Genomic DNA, 15,629 nt, shown 5'->3' on the forward strand with positions numbered 1-15,629 from the left:
ACAACAGTTTTCTACTGTTGTTTTAATAACGGTCAATTTGAATTATTTTTCCATTTTCCGCTGATATTTTAATATCTACATCTTTTCCATTTACTTGCACTACTTCGATATCATAATAATATATTCCATTATTATCATCTAGTTCTATGTCTGTCACTGTTCCAGCTTTTTTTTCTAACGCTATTTTTTTTGCTTTCTCATCTGTTATTTTAATATTTTTTAGCATGCTGTTTTTTGACAACACTTCCCCAGTTTCCGCATTAACATATAAATCTTCGTCTTCTTTTTGATCTAATACATCATCCTGCAATTCCACTTCATAAACTGTTTCCCCATTTGCATTCGTTTGTAATTCTACATCTTTTACCTCTTTATTGGTTTCTTCAGCAGCTAGTTTTGTTGCTTCTTCTTTTGAAATTTTTTGTTGTGCTGCTACAGAATTTCCGTTTCCTTTCCCAATATAATAAGCTGATGTACTAATAATTATTACAGCAGCAATTCCAATCCAGATCCATTTATTTTTCATTTTTGCTTCCTCCTTTTTTCTATACGTATATAGTACCGTGGTAAAATGATAAGAAAGAAGAACAAAAATGAGAAATTGATGAGAAATAAGAAATACGTCTCCTAAAATATGAAGACCAAATGTAGTTTACAATATCCTAATCATCTTCCCAATTAATTGAAATCACATCTCCGCTATATGCGTTTATATAAAGTTTTACCTCTTCCTTTTTTTCCGTTTCTATTTCTACTTCATATACAAATTGATCATCCTCTTCCTCTAAATCAATACTTATTATCTTTCCTTCTATTTTTTTTAGCGCAATATCTTTAGCAGCTTCTTCCTTAATCCTGCCCGTTGCTTCGTTATTTACTGGTATTATCTCTTTCGATTGACGGTTAACTAATATTTTATACGGATCTTTTTCCGACTTTAAACTAATTTGAAAATAACGAATGCCATTTTCCGTTATTGCTTGTACTGCTATTATTTCTCCGTCGTATTTTTTTTGCACTTGTTTAACAGCGTCTCTTTCTGTCAATAGACTTTGATTATTCGTATATTTTTTTGATAAAACGACAATATTTGCAATTTTTCCGGTTTTAGCATCCACAGAAATATGATAGGACCCTTTATTATTTTCAATCTTTGCTTCATATACCTCTCTTCCTTGCTGCTTTTTTTTGGATAAACCCATCACATCTCCTTCATACTTACTCGATATGATTTCTTTTACCTCATCTTTAGATAAAAGATCATCCTTTTTTAAAAAAGTAAAAAAGATATAAAGGATAAATGCTGCTACTAGAAAGACTAGCAGCTTCAGCCAGCTTCGCGTTCTCACTTATGCGCCATCTCCTTTTGATTTTTCTTTGTAATCTTCTATTAAAGGAAATTGACATATAAACGTTGTACCTGCTCTAACAGCACTTTTTACAAAAATGATTCCTTTATGTGCTTCCACAATTTTTTTGGCTATCGATAATCCTAATCCTGTACCTTCACTTTCACGTGTTCTCGCTTTATCCACTCGATAAAACCGCTCAAAAATTAAAGCTTGTTCCTCTTTTGGAATGCCTGGTCCTTTATCAGAAATTTCTATCATCAAACATGTAGTGGTTGTATCAATCCTAATATGGATGCTATCAGAACTAAATTTAATCGCATTATCTAATAAGATAAATAATAATTGTTTTATTTTTTGTTGATCTCCATACAAGGAGACTTTATTTTTTTCACTGTAAACGGAGATTTTTCGATGATGTACTGTTTCCATATTTCGAGCTGTGTCTTGACAAATAGCTAGAAGATTAAGGTGATTCATTTCCAACTTCCAATGGCCATCTGCGTTTGCCAGCTCAAGCATTTGATTGGTCATCTCTTTCATGCGAATGGATTCAGAATGAATGGCCTCTATAGCTTCTATTAATACTTCCTCTCTTTTCATTCCCCACCTTTTTAACATATTCGCATAACTTTCTATCACTGTTAAAGGTGTTTTTAATTCATGCGATGCATCAGACACAAATTGCTGTTGCTGCTCAAACTGTCTCTTCAATAACGTAATCATCTTGTTAAAAGTTGCTCCAAGTTGATATAGTTCATCCTTTTTCTTTTCGGGAAGGTCTATTTCTTTCAAATCACCTTTTATTTGTATTTCTTCCATCGTATTAATCATCGATTGAATCGGGTTTAGAATGACATTTGATAATATTCTTCCTGCTAGAAAGGTCGGAATAATTACAATAAGGGTTGAAATAATTAAAATAATACGTAAAGCATGTAAAATAGTCATACTACTTTGGATATTTTCTGCTAGTTCTAATGTTACAACATCGCCATTATGCCAAATCACTGGAAGTGTTGTAACAGTAAATACACGATCATCTTGTTCTATTATTTGTTCTGTTTGTTTTCCGATAAAATGTGCATTTATGTCTACATACTTTTTATCTGTTGTTGAAGTAAAGACTACTGAATCATTACTATTTATCAAACGAATCATTCCGTCTGTAGGTATGTACGCACGCAGTAAACTTTCTGTATTGGAATCAGAAATTGAACGCAAGCTCTTGGCTATTTGTTCCATTTGCACCGTTGTTTTATTTACATTGTCTGTAAGAATTAGTTTTTGAAAAAGAAAATAAATAAACATGTTTACTACTAGTATAATAATAAAAAGAAATAAGGTGGAAAATAGTTGAATTTTCAAGCGCACTTTCATGATGCAACATCCTTTATGATATACCCAACACCCCTAATCGTATGAATGATGGATTCTCAAACTGATGATCAATTTTAATCCGAACATAACGAATATACACATCGACTACATGTGTATCACCTAAATAATCATATCCCCATACATTCGTTAAAATTTGCTCTCTTGTAAGCACAATATTTTTATTTTCTAGTAAGTATACTAATAATTCAAACTCACGTGGTGTTAAGTCTATTTCAATATTTTCTCGTATTACACGATATGATTTTACAAATACTTGTAAATCTGCAACCGTTAATACTTTTTCTTGTTCTTTTTTTATTTGTTGCTGACTTATTCGAAGAGCAGCACGAATTCTTGCCAAAAGCTCTTCGATTTGAAATGGCTTAGTTACATAGTCATTTGCCCCTAAATCTAGCCCAGCAACTTTATCCGGTATCGAATCTCTTGCCGTTAAGAGAATAACTGGCACGTTATTGTTGCCATTTCTTATTCTTCTTAATACTTCTAAGCCACTTAATCCTGGTAACATCACATCTAGTAATACGAGACTACAATCTTCCTTCATTACCCTCTCTAAACCCGTTGTACCAGTATTTTCTATACAAACATCATAACCCTCATATTCTAATTCCATCGTTATCACTCTTGCTATTTTCTGTTCATCTTCAATAATGAGTATTTTTTCTTTTTTCAAAAATGAACCTCCTGACTTTTCTTTTTTTTTAGATTAACAACTTTTTATATAGAGTGGTATCGAATCCACACTATTTACTGTGTAGACAAGGCACCTTTACAACAAATGCAATTATATATAAACTATTGAAGCATTTTAATAAGAAGACTACAAAAAATAGTACTAATTTGCAAATAAAAATGCCCTAAAAGATGACGCTTTTAGGACATTTTTATAATAATTTGTTTTGTAGATTAATTATAAATTAAAGATTATTAAAAGTATCAGTTAAAACTGGAACAATTTGCTTTTTGCGAGATACAACACCTTTTAATAGAGCAGTATTATTTTTTAAATCGACATTAAACGCTTTTTCCACAACTGCTGCTTTATCACCTAATGCTAAAGCGACAGAATCATTGTTTAAAATATCAGTTACAACTAATAAAAATAAATCAAGATTTTTCGCAGAAATTGTGTTGTTTAATGCTGCTTCTAATTCAGCTTGTTTTGCTAACACATCGTTTGTATCAACAGCATTTACTTGTGCAACTTCGACTTTATATGTACCCATTGGAAATTCTTTTGCATCAAGTGAAATTAATTGTTCAACTGTTTTATCACTTAAATCAGCACCTGCTTTTAACATTTCAAGACCATACTGTTCCGCATTTACACCAGCAATTTCAGCTAATTCACGTGCAGCCGCTACGTCTTGCTCTGTGCATGTTGGCGATTTAAATAATAAAGAATCCGAAATAATGGCAGAAAGCATAAGACCTGCGATTTCTTTGTTTATTTCTACGCCATTTTCTTTGAACAGCTTGTTTAAAATAGTTGCAGTACAACCAACTGGCTCGCAACGGTAGTATAACGGATCGCTTGTTTGAAAATTTGCAATACGGTGATGGTCGATAACTTCTAATATACTAACATCTTTAATATCTTCCACACTTTGTTGGAACTCATTATGGTCCACTAAAATGACACTGTTAGTTTCAGTTGAAGCTTTTTCAATAAACCTTGGTGCTTCTGTATTAAAATAATCTAGAGCAAACTTAGTTTCCCCGTTTACTTCGCCAAGGCGAACTGGTTCTGCAGCAATCCCTAAGCTATTTTTTAAGCTTGCATATGCAATTGCTGAACAAATAGTATCCGTATCTGGATTTTTATGACCGAATATTAACACTTTTTCCATGAAATAATTCTCCTTGTAACAATAATAATGATGGTTCATATAGATGTACATCTTAACTATCCTATGGAGCCACCTACAGTTATTTTAACATATCCCAATAAAAATAAAAGAACTGAACAAAAATTTCTACTATTCATATAGAAAAGCGTAGTTGCCTTGTTCAGCCCTGTAGAAAAATGGTCTCTTGACTCAAAAAGTGTTTTTTTATTTAGGCTTTTTTCGTATAGATTATTGTGATTTACCCCGCAGCCTGAATACGCTTCGCTTTCCGCGGACGAGTGCCGAGCCTCATCGTCGCTACGCTCCTGCACAAGTCTCGTCTTTCGCGCTTTTCTAAGCAGGAGTCTACGTGTATTCAGGCAGCTCAGTGCTTAAGCCATATTTATTATTTTATTCAAAAACAACAAACTTTTAGAAAACAGCCTTACTTTAAGAAAACGTGCGGTTATCTTTCATGAGAGCTAGACACTTATCTAAGTTAAAAACCTAATATTTCCTCATCTTTCCACAAAAAAAGAGAAAGGAGTTAACCTTTCTCTTCCCTCTATTTTACAAATTAGAATTTAAATTTGTAGTTATCAATTTCCCAAGCATGGATTGTTGTACGGTAGTTATCCCACTCTTCTTTTTTCGCAGCTAAATATTCTGTGAATACATGCTCTCCAAGAGTTTTAAGACCGATTTCACCAGCTTCTAACTCAGCAATAGCTGCATCTAATCCACCTGGCAAGCTGTCAATTCCAAGCTCTTTACGACGATCATCTGTCATATGGAAGATATCTTCGTTAATTGGAGCTGGAGCTTTTAAGCCTTTTTCTACTCCATCTAAACCTGCAGAAGCGATTACTGCAAATGTTAAGTATGGGTTAGCAGATGGATCTGGACAACGAAGCTCAACACGAGTAGCCATTCCACGTTTAGCAGGAATACGAATTAATGCTGAACGGTTTGATGCAGACCAAGCAAGGTAGCAAGGTGCTTCATAACCAGGTACTAGACGCTTATAAGAGTTTACTAAAGGATTTGTTATCGCAACAAAACTCTTAACATTTTCTAATACTCCAGCAATGAATGAATATGCTTCTGTTGAAAGCTGTAATTCATCAGACTCATCAAAGAATAGATTTTCTCCATCTTTAAAGAATGACATATTAACATGCATACCTGAACCATTAATACCGAAAACTGGTTTTGGCATAAATGTTGCAAATAATCCATACTGAGCTGCAATAGTTTTAACAACCCATTTATATGTAGTAGATAAATCTGCTGCAGTTAATGCATCAGCATATTTAAAGTTAATTTCATGTTGGCCTTCTGCTACTTCATGGTGAAGTGCTTCAATTGTAAAGCCCATAGCTTTTAACGTTTTGAAAATTTCAACACGAACTTTTTCGCCTAAATCTTTAGGAGATGGCTCAAAATATCCACCAAGATCGCCTAGTTCATCAGTTGGATATCCTTTTCCATCTGTTTCGAATAAGAAAAATTCTAATTCTGGACCAACTGAGATTGAATAACCTTTTTCAGCAGCACGTGCAACTGTTTTCTTAAGAACGTTACGAGTATCCCCTTCAAATAAAGTTCCATCAGGATTTGTAACAGAGCAAAGGAAACGTGCTTCAGAATAACCTTCTGTTTCAGTCCAAGGCATTACTACAAATGTATTTAGATCTGGTTGTAGGTAAGAATCTGATTTATTAATAGGTGAAAAACCTTTAATAGATGAACCATCAATCATGATTTTACCTTCTACAGCATCTTCTAATTGTGCAGCAGTAATAGTGATATTTTTTAAGATTCCTTCAATGTCAACAAATTGAAGATGTAATAATTGAACGCTTTTTTCTTTAATTGTACTTTGAATTTGTTCTAATGTAATCTGTGCCATGTCATTTTACCTCACAATTCATGTTCTATTATTTAACCTGAATCCATTATAAGTAATCTTTGATTTTTATACAATGTTTTTTTAAAAAGTTTTTCAGTATTTTTTAAAAATTTTACTAGATAACGCTTTCATCCTTTTGAACAAATTTAAACATAAATAAATTTGGTGAATTTGTGAAAAAAACAAGGCAATACTACGTATTTTTTATCATTCCTTTCTTTTTTATTTCCCTATTCGAAATAAATAGCATATATTAACACTAGCGGGATTTATGTAATGGTTTCCTAACTTACAGAATGAAGAACAAAATAGGATGTTTCTTTCCATAATGAAATTCTTAATAGAATAGAAGTGAAATTATAGATATTTAGTAAGGTAGTTTAGTTTTTTGCAATAGCCTTTCAATCTTTATATCTTTAATTATTTCACTATACCGAAAAAAATTAAAAATTTTTCCAAAATAACACTATTTTTTTTATAATTATAATGGATAAATTTTTAGAATAGTGTTAAATTTTCAAATAAGCAGTTAATTTCAACTAATTTTAGGATGGTGTTACCTTTATGAATGCATTAAAACCTTTTACTCTTAGCAAAAGATTTCCTGATATGCCTATCATAGGTTCTTCCTTTGCAGGCAGTTTAGAGGATGTTATTCCGTTGTCATTTGGATTTCCTGCACCAGAGTCATTTCCACTTGAGACTATGGTAACAGCAACGGAAGCAGCAATGAAAACACAAGGAACTGGTGCACTTTCCTATCTTGGAGGTACTGGTCCAAGCAATATTGTCAAATGGATAAAATCTCGTTCCAAACTCCGTGAAGTTTATGCAAACGAAGATCAAATTCTCGTTACAGCAGGAAGCATGCAAGCCATTGATCTTGTGACACGAACATTGACGGACCCTGGTGATGATTTATGGATAGAAGCCCCTTGTTTTTTTGGAGCAATCCGTTCTTTTCATCTAGCAGAAGTAAAACTTACTTCCTTTCCTATCGATGAAAATGGTTTACAAGTAGATCTAGTAGAGCAAGCATTAATAAAAGCAAGAGCAAATAATAAACCGATGCCAAAAATCCTTTATGTCATGCCGAACTATCATAATCCAGGTGGGGTTAATCTTTCGTTGGAAAGAAGAAAAAAACTTGCCGAATTAGCGTATGAATATAACTTTTTTATTTTGGAAGATGATGCTTATGTTGAACTTACATTTGATGGAAGTTATTTACCATCCATTCATTCCTTTGGACCGGAAAGAGTCATTTATTTGAGTACTTTTTCTAAAGTGATTGCACCAGGTATTCGCATGGGCTGGGCTATAGGAAATAAACAAGTAATTGATAAAATGCGCATCTTAAAAACGGACGGTTTTACAAGTGTTTACGTACAGGAAGTAGTATACAATGTGCTTCAGAAGCTCGATATAGAAGAGCATATTCAGTATTTAAGCGCCACATATAAATCGAGAAAAGATGCGATGGTAAGTGCAATAAAAGAATATTTCGGAGATGATGTATCTTTCGTAGTGCCAGATGGTGGTTTTTTCCTATGGTTAACCTTCCCCCTTGGTGTTAATACAAGTGCTTTTGTTGACGAGGCAATGCAGGCAGGCGTGTCCTTCTTAGATGGACGACATTTCTACTTAAAGGATGAAGGTTTTAATACGATGAGACTATGTTTTACTTATTGTAATGAAGAAAAAATTACAGAGGCAATCAAACGTCTTGCCAACACGTATTATGCTTATGTAAAAAGATTAACGCCTGAGGAAATTAATAAATGATTCATACAGACCAAAAGAAATTAGTTATTTATATTCGAAATAATATTCCAGAAAAATTTATAGATCAATTAAAACAGCTTGGGGCAACGGTAATGTTTGAGCCTTGGACATACGGAGAAGATGAACCTATAGTGCAGCATAATTTGTCCGAATGTACTATTATACTAACATTAGGTTTACATGATCATTTAAACATTATCGAGCAAGCACCTAATATACAGTGGATCCAATCCATTAGTGTTGGCTTAGATAGTGTTCTGAATGAAAGAACACTGAACAGTGATATTATTATTACGAATACAAAAGGCTGCACTTCTGTACCTATTGCAGAACATACTATTGCCATGATTTCTAGTTTTGCTAGAGGAATTCCAGCGATGATTCAAAATCAGCAAAATAAAATTTGGCAAAATACTTCCATTACTGATTTAGAAGGTGCAACAGTAGGGATTATCGGATATGGAGAAATCGGGAAAGAAATTGCCAAGCGTTGTAAAGCATTTGATATGACCGTTATTGGCTGCAGAAAAAGGCCTACCCGTACAATAGAAGAGGATCCAGCTGATCAAGTAGTCGGATTAGAAGAAATGGATATGGTCATAAAAGAATCCGATTTTCTTATATTAGCACTTCCTTCTACACCAGAAACATTTCATATTATTAATAAAGAAAAGCTCCAATTAATGAAGCCAACGAGCTTTTTAATAAATGTTGGGCGTGGGAACACGGTTGCAGAGCAAGATTTATTAGAGATTTTACAAACAAAAAAACTTGCAGGAGCAGCTTTGGATGTGTTTGATGTAGAACCTTTGCCAAAGGATCATCCTTTTTGGAAACTAGATAATGTCATTATTTCGCCACATAACGCCTATTTTTCACCAAAAAGCATGGAACGTTATATGAATATATTTTTAGAAAATGTTTACCGTTTTCAAAATGGGCAGGAACTCATTAATGTGGTAGATAAAAAATTAGGGTATTAAGAAAAGTACTTACAATGACAATAATAGACGAATTGGTATTGGGTGTAGGGAAAGGAATATACCTTTCCCTAACTTGCTAATTTAGTTTATTATTGTTATCTACTACATAAATGATAGAATGTTTATTTTTAACTTTGAAAGGAGATATATAAGTTGGAACAAAATTTACAAAAAATCAACTTATTAGACTTAGTCTCAGATGTTAATAAATATAATAATTTTGTAGTTACAGATATAAACGATCATGTTTTAAGAATCGCTGTTATCGATGGTGAATTTCATTGGCACGAGCATGAAACCGACGAATTATTTATGGTACTCGAAGGTGAACTGATAATTGACCTAGAAAATAATAAAAGCATTTCATTACTACCTGGAGAAACCTTCACTGTACCAGCACATACACAACATAGAACAAGATCAAATACTAGAACTGTAAATCTTTGTTTCGAAAAAAAAGATAACGATATTAATGGAATTTCTTAAAGCACCAATAATCATTGGTGTTTTTACTAATCAACAGAGACTATTAATCTTATCAATTCTACTTTTTTTACAAACTTGCTTAATGAGTTAATATTATAATTAGCTCTCCTACCCTATTTTCTTTATTCTCAACATCGAATTAGCATTTTTTTGAAACTCGTATGAAACCTTAACCTCCTCAACCTTACAGCCATTGTCTTCGAGATAACTTATTATTTCATCTAAGTGTTGATATCGGTTTCCTTCTAAATCAACTAATGGAAAAATACGAACTTCTTCTTTTGAAACCCTCAATAATTCCTTCAATGTGCTGATATGGAAATCAACATCTAATCGGTCAGAATACGTAAATAAAAAATGAGCAGAAAGGATAATATCAAATTCCTTATCTTTAAACGGCAAAGATGGAAGAGTAGTTGGTATATATCTCTTGCTATTTTTCTTCCTATCGTTATAAGAATCTATTAAAGCATTGGTTCGATGCCTTCCTAATCCCTCTACGCTTTCAAAATAATCCCATAGAAAATTGTCTTTCGCTTTTTCCATCGTTTCCACTGTGTGTTCAATATCCTTCAGCCCTTTATTTTTTAATTCTTCATTTGAGTGATAATAGGCAATATCAGCTGCCGTCACATCTAACCCAAACTTGTTGCCAACTGCTGTAAATGAGCAAGCTCCTGCTGGACAATCGAGTATCTTCTTGCCATTTAGTTCTAATGATGAAAGGGAAAACATATGTAAATATTCTTCATAAGTTCTACCAATAAAAATGATTCGTTCCAAGTCTAATCCAGATTTACTCATAGGTTTCCATCTCCTTAAATATTTCAGTTTTTATGCATAAAAAAAGGGTTTCTCATCCTAGTAAAAGGACGAGAAACCCGTGGTGCCACCTTATTTCGTTTATTAAAAATAAACGCACTTACTGTACAGAAATAATCTATGCTATTTCGATACATTGTCTCTTTTATATCGGTAAGACTTTCCGCCATAACCTACTATTCGTTCAGTTTGGCTGCTCAGAAGCCCATTCAACAAGATTTCCACACTGATTTCCACCAACCATCAGCTCTCTGAAGTGTTCTTTATGTTTACTCCTCTTCATCATCGCATTTTTTATTCGAATGTCATTTACCAAAATTACCATTTTCTTGATTTTATCATTTTATAACAAACTCAGAAGATAGTCAAAACATTTGCAATCTTATTTTACTAACGCATCCTTAGTAAAACAAAATGAGAATTACCAATTAGCAATAAAGAAATCTTCTTTGATTGGAGCCAGGAAGCACGATATTATAGGTGCGAATAATACTGGAATTCATTCTATTGGAGTTACTTATGGATATGGTTGATTTAAGGAATTAAGTCATTCCAACCCTACTCAAAACACTATCGTCTCATATATTAAGCGTAAATATATGAATAATAACAAGACGAAAAGACCAAATCATCGAGCGATTTGGTCTGCTAATTGCATTTGTTTTTCTATAAAAATAGAATTACATACCTTATCTATTATATAGATATATAGAAGTCTCTTCTTATTTAAACTGTTTCAAAACCTGCGTCTTTCCATGCAGTTGTTCCACCTTCAATAAAAGCAACGTCTGTAAAGCCCATTTTTTTAAGTAAATAGGCACCTAACGCAGCTTGTCCTCCTAAACCACATGTTACTAAAATTGGGCGGTTGCGATCCGCTAACTCTGGATTGCGAAATTCTTCTGGAAGTTCTAAATCAGCACGAATTGGAAGCATGCCTAAAGAAATATTTACACTGCTTGGAATCAGCCCACATGCACCAGCATCAGCTGCGTCCTGTACATCAATAATATATGTAGTTGGTTGTTCTTCTATCTTTTTTTTCGCTTCAATCGATGAGATGCCTGGAACATTATTTTGTGCTTCTTCTACTAATTTACCAAAAGTTAAAGTCATTTTCATTCCTCCTTTTGTTTGTCATGTAAATCGTATCAAATTACGCTGTATTTATCTAATAATTTGCTTTATATATCGACAACATGGAACTTTTAAAAAAAGAGCTAATCAGTATGTACAACTCCTCTAGTTCATAAAATAAAAATATGAATAGTGGAATTTTACGTACATACTAATTTAGCTGCCCCATCGTTTACTTGGTTTTAGTTTTTTAATTTATCTCTTAATACCATCGGTAAAATACCGCCATGTCGATAATAATCGATTTCGACTTCAGAATCAAAACGAACTAATGCTTCAAATGTTGTTTTGTTACCTTCTTCATCCATTGCTGTTACTTTTACATAATCTTGCGGCTTGACTGTTTCATCTAAATTCACATGATATGTTTCTTTTCCTGTTAATCCTAAAGATTCGGCGTTTTCTCCGTCTTTAAACTGAAGCGGCAGCACACCCATTAAGACAAGATTGGAACGGTGAATCCGCTCAAAGCTTTCTGCAATGACTGTTTTTATACCTAAAAGGTTCGTACCTTTTGCTGCCCAGTCACGTGAAGAGCCCATCCCGTAATCTTTACCTGCAATAACCATTAATCCTGTTCCGTCTTGTTTATATTTCATACATGCATCATAAATAGACATGATTTCTCCTGTTGGCCAGTAAGTAGTATAACCGCCTTCTGTTCCAGGAGCAATTTTATTGCGAATACGAATGTTGGCAAATGTTCCTCTCATCATTACCTCATGGTTCCCCCTGCGAGATCCATAAGAGTTAAATTCACGAGGTTCAACACCGTTTTCTTTTAAATACTTGCCGGCAGGAGTATTGATGCCAATTGCACCTGCTGGAGAAATATGATCTGTTGTAACAGAATCGCCGAATTTCCCAACTATTTTTAATCCTTTTAATGGAAGCACTTTATTTGGCTCAGGTGTTAATCCTTCAAAGAATGGCGGGTTTTGAATATAAGTGGATGTTTCATCAAATGTGTACAATGGATCACTATTTGTTTGAATGTCATTCCAACGTTTATTATCATCAAATACTCGCTCATATTCTTTTTTAAATAGTTCAGGTGTCACGGTACGGTGAACCACTTCATTTACTTCTTCAGTAGATGGCCATATATCTTGGAAAAATACATCATTGCCATCTTTATCTTTTCCGATTGCTTCTTTCTGCAAATCAATATTTACCGTTCCTGCCAAAGCATATGCTACTACTAATGGCGGTGAAGCAAGATAGTTTGCTTTTACAAGCGGATGGATGCGTCCTTCAAAGTTGCGGTTACCAGATAAAACACTTGTAACAAGTAAATCAGAATCCGCTACAGCCTTTTCAATTTCTTCAAGTAACGGACCAGAGTTTCCAATACATGTTGTACAACCATAGCCAACAAGATTAAAGCCGATTTGTTCTAAATATGGCAATAGTCCAGAATCTCGCAAATATCCAGTTACTACTTTTGAACCTGGCGCTAATGATGTTTTCACAAATTTAGGGACTTCCATACCAAGTTCTACTGCTTTTTTCGCAACTAGTCCTGCACCTACTAATACGTATGGATTAGATGTATTGGTACAGCTTGTAATCGCAGCAATGGCAACTGATCCTGTTTTCATCGTTGTCTTGTCGCCATTCGTAAAATCAACGACCACTTTTTTGTCGAATTCTTCCTTTTTTAAACCAAAACCTTGATTTCCTTCTGGCGCAGTCACTGAATCAACAAATGATTGCTGCATTTTTGATAATGGAATCAAATCTTGAGGTCTTTTTGGCCCAGATAGGTTTGCTTCTATTGCAGAAAGGTTTATTTCTACCACATCTGAATAAACTGGTTCTAAAGCAGGATTAAAAAATAATCCATTTTCTTTGCAGTATGCTTCTACTACTTTAATTTGTTCTTCAGATCGTCCAGTTAAACGCATATAGGTGAGAGATTCTTCATCAACAGGGAAAAATCCGCAAGTTGCTCCATATTCAGGTGCCATATTTGCAATGGTCGCACGATCAGCAAGTGGCAGCTGCGTGACACCAGGACCGAAGAACTCTACAAATTTTCCAACTACCCCTTTGCTTCTTAACACTTGCGTTACTTTTAAAGCAAGGTCTGTAGCTGTTGAACCATTTGGCATATCACCGACAAGTTTGACCCCTACTACTTCCGGCACTGGGAAATAAGAAGGCTGACCTAACATGCCTGCTTCTGCTTCAATTCCACCAACACCCCATCCAAGCACACCGATACCATTTATCATGGTCGTATGTGAATCAGTTCCTACTAAAGTATCAGGGAATGCTTCAAACTCGCCAGCATCGGTTTCATTAACATGAACAACGCTTGCTAAATATTCTAAGTTTACTTGGTGCACAATACCGGTTGCTGGCGGTACAGCACGATAATTGTCAAATGCTTTTTTAGCCCAGCTTAAAAATTGGTAGCGTTCTGCATTGCGTTCAAATTCCAAATCCATATTTGCTTTTAATGCATCAGGTGTACCAAATTTATCTACTTGGACACTATGGTCAATAACTAAATCTACTGGTTTTTCAGGATTAATTTTATCTGGGTCTCCTCCAAGATCAGCCATCGCTTTACGCAAAGATGCTAAGTCAACGACAGCTGGAACGCCAGTGAAATCTTGTAAAATTACCCGTGAAGGTTTAAATGGAACATCGATTGCTTGCACTTTATCTGTTCCCCATTTTGCTAAGTTTTCAACGTGTTCTTCTTTAATTACAAATCCATCCATTTGTCTTAACACGGATTCTAATAGAACTTTAATAGAATACGGCAAGTTGGAAACTTTACCGATTCCAGCTTCTTCTAAAGCAGCTAATTGATAATAATGATAACGCTTCCCATCCAATTCAAATGATTTTCGAGCATTAAATATATCTTTTGCCATATGTATTACCCCCTCTATGTAATCATATACCAATAATAGAATAATAGTCGAACAATTCGTACTTTTCATCCGTTCTATTCCCTATTTACTGCTTTTAATTTTAATATAACTTTATTCATAAGTAAATTATAATAAAGTTATCATTTATAATAAGATAATCTTATGTTATTGCAACTGAAGGAAATATATAGATGACAAACAAAAGCCAGACAACTCTACCTAACAAAATTTAGTTAGATATTGTCTGACTTGTTAGTCGTTTACTTTTTAAATGTCGTTTACCTCATCTACTATTGTTTTTAAATCTTTTTGAAATGTTTCTAATTGTTCTCTTTGATGTTCAGAAGCAACTTCTAATGCATTTTCAATTTGTGCATATGTTTCGTTAATTTCTTGTTTTAAATGCTTTAATTGATGTCCATAGCTTGCAGAATCTTTGACAATATCTTCATATAATGTTTTTGTTTCAATTAAGCCTCTTTGAGCTGCTTGAAACGCTTGTTGTTTATTTTTTGGATATAACATGGAATTCCTCCTAAATATATTAAAGTGTTTCCTCACATATTAAAAAAAGGCTCTGTTAAACTTGCCTATTGATTGCAGCGAGAGGCGTTCGCTTTCCGCGGGCGGTTCGGGAGCTTTCTCGGCGCTGTGCGCCTGTGGGGTCTCCCTTTGACTCGCTTTTTGCCGCAGGAGTCTTCACGCCTTCCGCTCCAATCAACAACGTATCAAAATCAACAATTAGCTTTAACACAGCATTAAAAAAATCTACTTTCTATATAAAAAACTCTACCGTTAAAATGTGCAAGAGTTCAAAAAAATATTCGGTATAAACTGATGATATTTCTACATTCTAATAAAAGGAGGGATGTTATATGAATAAAAATGACAGTAAAGATATGCGCAAAAATGCTCCAAAAGGCCACCAAACTGGACAACCAGAACCGTTAAGCGGCAGTAAAAAAGTAAAAAATCGAAATCATACTCGTCAAAAGCATAACAGCAGCCATGATATGTAAAATCACTTTTCTTAGGAG

At 34.0% G+C, this 15,629-nt stretch carries 13 protein-coding genes, 1 pseudogene and 1 other annotated feature; of the genes and pseudogenes, 4 read left to right on the top strand and 10 right to left on the bottom strand.

All coding sequences use genetic code 11. The features are described from left to right. Positions 1 to 22 precede the first annotated feature (22 nt). The 6 genes and pseudogenes from ACTYA4_RS20195 to glnA form a co-directional block, all read right to left on the bottom strand. The gene (locus ACTYA4_RS20195) at positions 23 to 526 is read right to left on the bottom strand and encodes a PepSY domain-containing protein (RefSeq protein ID WP_443483337.1); all 504 of its coding nucleotides are present in this window, start codon (positions 524 to 526) and stop codon (positions 23 to 25) included. 136 nt (positions 527 to 662) lie between these two features. Beyond that, positions 663 to 1,349: a PepSY domain-containing protein gene (locus tag ACTYA4_RS20200; protein ID WP_443483338.1), complete on the bottom strand. Its 687-nt coding sequence runs from the start codon at positions 1,347 to 1,349 to the stop codon at positions 663 to 665. After that, a complete protein-coding gene (locus ACTYA4_RS20205) occupies positions 1,350 to 2,729 on the bottom strand; it encodes a sensor histidine kinase (RefSeq protein WP_443483339.1) in 1,380 nt (459 codons plus the stop codon). Continuing rightward, positions 2,726 to 3,423 (bottom strand): annotated as a pseudogene (locus tag ACTYA4_RS20210) (response regulator transcription factor). The gene ACTYA4_RS20205 and the pseudogene ACTYA4_RS20210 overlap by 4 nt, the downstream one beginning before the upstream one ends. A 244-nt stretch (positions 3,424 to 3,667) precedes the next feature. Continuing rightward, positions 3,668 to 4,600: a manganese-dependent inorganic pyrophosphatase gene (locus ACTYA4_RS20215; RefSeq protein WP_443483340.1), complete on the bottom strand. Its 933-nt coding sequence runs from the start codon at positions 4,598 to 4,600 to the stop codon at positions 3,668 to 3,670. Between the two features lie 556 nt (positions 4,601 to 5,156). Next, a complete protein-coding gene (glnA, locus tag ACTYA4_RS20220; RefSeq protein WP_443483341.1) occupies positions 5,157 to 6,491 on the bottom strand; it encodes a type I glutamate--ammonia ligase in 1,335 nt (444 codons plus the stop codon). A gap of 564 nt (positions 6,492 to 7,055) precedes the next feature. Between glnA and ACTYA4_RS20225 the strand changes: the two genes are divergently transcribed. From ACTYA4_RS20225 to ACTYA4_RS20235, 3 genes are all read left to right on the top strand, one after another. Next, the gene (locus tag ACTYA4_RS20225; protein ID WP_443483342.1) at positions 7,056 to 8,276 is read left to right on the top strand and encodes an aminotransferase-like domain-containing protein; all 1,221 of its coding nucleotides are present in this window, start codon (positions 7,056 to 7,058) and stop codon (positions 8,274 to 8,276) included. Continuing rightward, positions 8,273 to 9,259, top strand: a complete 987-nt coding sequence (locus tag ACTYA4_RS20230) for a D-2-hydroxyacid dehydrogenase (RefSeq protein WP_443483343.1) — start codon at positions 8,273 to 8,275, stop codon at positions 9,257 to 9,259. The genes ACTYA4_RS20225 and ACTYA4_RS20230 overlap by 4 nt, the downstream gene beginning before the upstream one ends. Positions 9,260 to 9,412: 153 nt before the next feature. Beyond that, positions 9,413 to 9,745, top strand: a complete 333-nt coding sequence (locus ACTYA4_RS20235) for a cupin domain-containing protein (protein WP_443483344.1) — start codon at positions 9,413 to 9,415, stop codon at positions 9,743 to 9,745. Positions 9,746 to 9,853: 108 nt separating this feature from the next. Here the strand turns inward: ACTYA4_RS20235 and ACTYA4_RS20240 are convergent, their stop codons facing one another. From ACTYA4_RS20240 to ACTYA4_RS20255, 4 genes are all read right to left on the bottom strand, one after another. After that, positions 9,854 to 10,549, bottom strand: a complete 696-nt coding sequence (locus ACTYA4_RS20240; RefSeq protein ID WP_443483345.1) for an SAM-dependent methyltransferase — start codon at positions 10,547 to 10,549, stop codon at positions 9,854 to 9,856. A gap of 61 nt (positions 10,550 to 10,610) precedes the next feature. Beyond that, positions 10,611 to 10,862, bottom strand: a binding site (T-box leader). 431 nt (positions 10,863 to 11,293) lie between these two features. Beyond that, positions 11,294 to 11,683: a rhodanese-like domain-containing protein gene (locus tag ACTYA4_RS20245; RefSeq protein WP_443483346.1), complete on the bottom strand. Its 390-nt coding sequence runs from the start codon at positions 11,681 to 11,683 to the stop codon at positions 11,294 to 11,296. Positions 11,684 to 11,886: 203 nt separating this feature from the next. After that, on the bottom strand, positions 11,887 to 14,592 hold the full coding sequence (gene acnA, locus ACTYA4_RS20250) for an aconitate hydratase AcnA (RefSeq protein WP_443483347.1): 2,706 nt from the start codon (positions 14,590 to 14,592) through the stop codon (positions 11,887 to 11,889). Between the two features lie 267 nt (positions 14,593 to 14,859). Continuing rightward, positions 14,860 to 15,117 carry a hypothetical protein gene (locus ACTYA4_RS20255; RefSeq protein WP_443483348.1) on the bottom strand — a complete coding sequence of 86 codons (258 nt, stop codon included), beginning with the start codon at positions 15,115 to 15,117 and terminating at the stop codon, positions 14,860 to 14,862. Between the two features lie 350 nt (positions 15,118 to 15,467). Here ACTYA4_RS20255 and ACTYA4_RS20260 point away from each other — a divergent pair, with 350 nt between their 5' ends. Continuing rightward, positions 15,468 to 15,611 (top strand): small acid-soluble spore protein P, encoded by a 144-nt coding sequence (locus tag ACTYA4_RS20260; protein ID WP_443483349.1) that lies wholly within the window; start codon positions 15,468 to 15,470, stop codon positions 15,609 to 15,611. Positions 15,612 to 15,629: the final 18 nt, after the last annotated feature.

This window comes from Niallia yueguangensis (assembly GCF_052663115.1).

Excerpts from the sequence above, each read along its gene's own strand:
- ACTYA4_RS20240 (WP_443483345.1), bottom strand. The coding sequence starts at position 10,549 with ATGAGTAAATCTGGATTAGACTTGGAACGAATCATTTTTATTGGTAGA.
- ACTYA4_RS20215 (WP_443483340.1), bottom strand. The coding sequence starts at position 4,600 with ATGGAAAAAGTGTTAATATTCGGTCATAAAAATCCAGATACGGATACT.
- ACTYA4_RS20205 (WP_443483339.1), bottom strand. The coding sequence starts at position 2,729 with ATGAAAGTGCGCTTGAAAATTCAACTATTTTCCACCTTATTTCTTTTT.
- ACTYA4_RS20245 (WP_443483346.1), bottom strand. The coding sequence starts at position 11,683 with ATGACTTTAACTTTTGGTAAATTAGTAGAAGAAGCACAAAATAATGTT.
- ACTYA4_RS20260 (WP_443483349.1), top strand. The coding sequence starts at position 15,468 with ATGAATAAAAATGACAGTAAAGATATGCGCAAAAATGCTCCAAAAGGC.
- glnA (WP_443483341.1), bottom strand. The coding sequence starts at position 6,491 with ATGGCACAGATTACATTAGAACAAATTCAAAGTACAATTAAAGAAAAA.
- ACTYA4_RS20225 (WP_443483342.1), top strand. The coding sequence starts at position 7,056 with ATGAATGCATTAAAACCTTTTACTCTTAGCAAAAGATTTCCTGATATG.
- ACTYA4_RS20230 (WP_443483343.1), top strand. The coding sequence starts at position 8,273 with ATGATTCATACAGACCAAAAGAAATTAGTTATTTATATTCGAAATAAT.
- acnA (WP_443483347.1), bottom strand. The coding sequence starts at position 14,592 with ATGGCAAAAGATATATTTAATGCTCGAAAATCATTTGAATTGGATGGG.
- ACTYA4_RS20255 (WP_443483348.1), bottom strand. The coding sequence starts at position 15,117 with ATGTTATATCCAAAAAATAAACAACAAGCGTTTCAAGCAGCTCAAAGA.
- ACTYA4_RS20195 (WP_443483337.1), bottom strand. The coding sequence starts at position 526 with ATGAAAAATAAATGGATCTGGATTGGAATTGCTGCTGTAATAATTATT.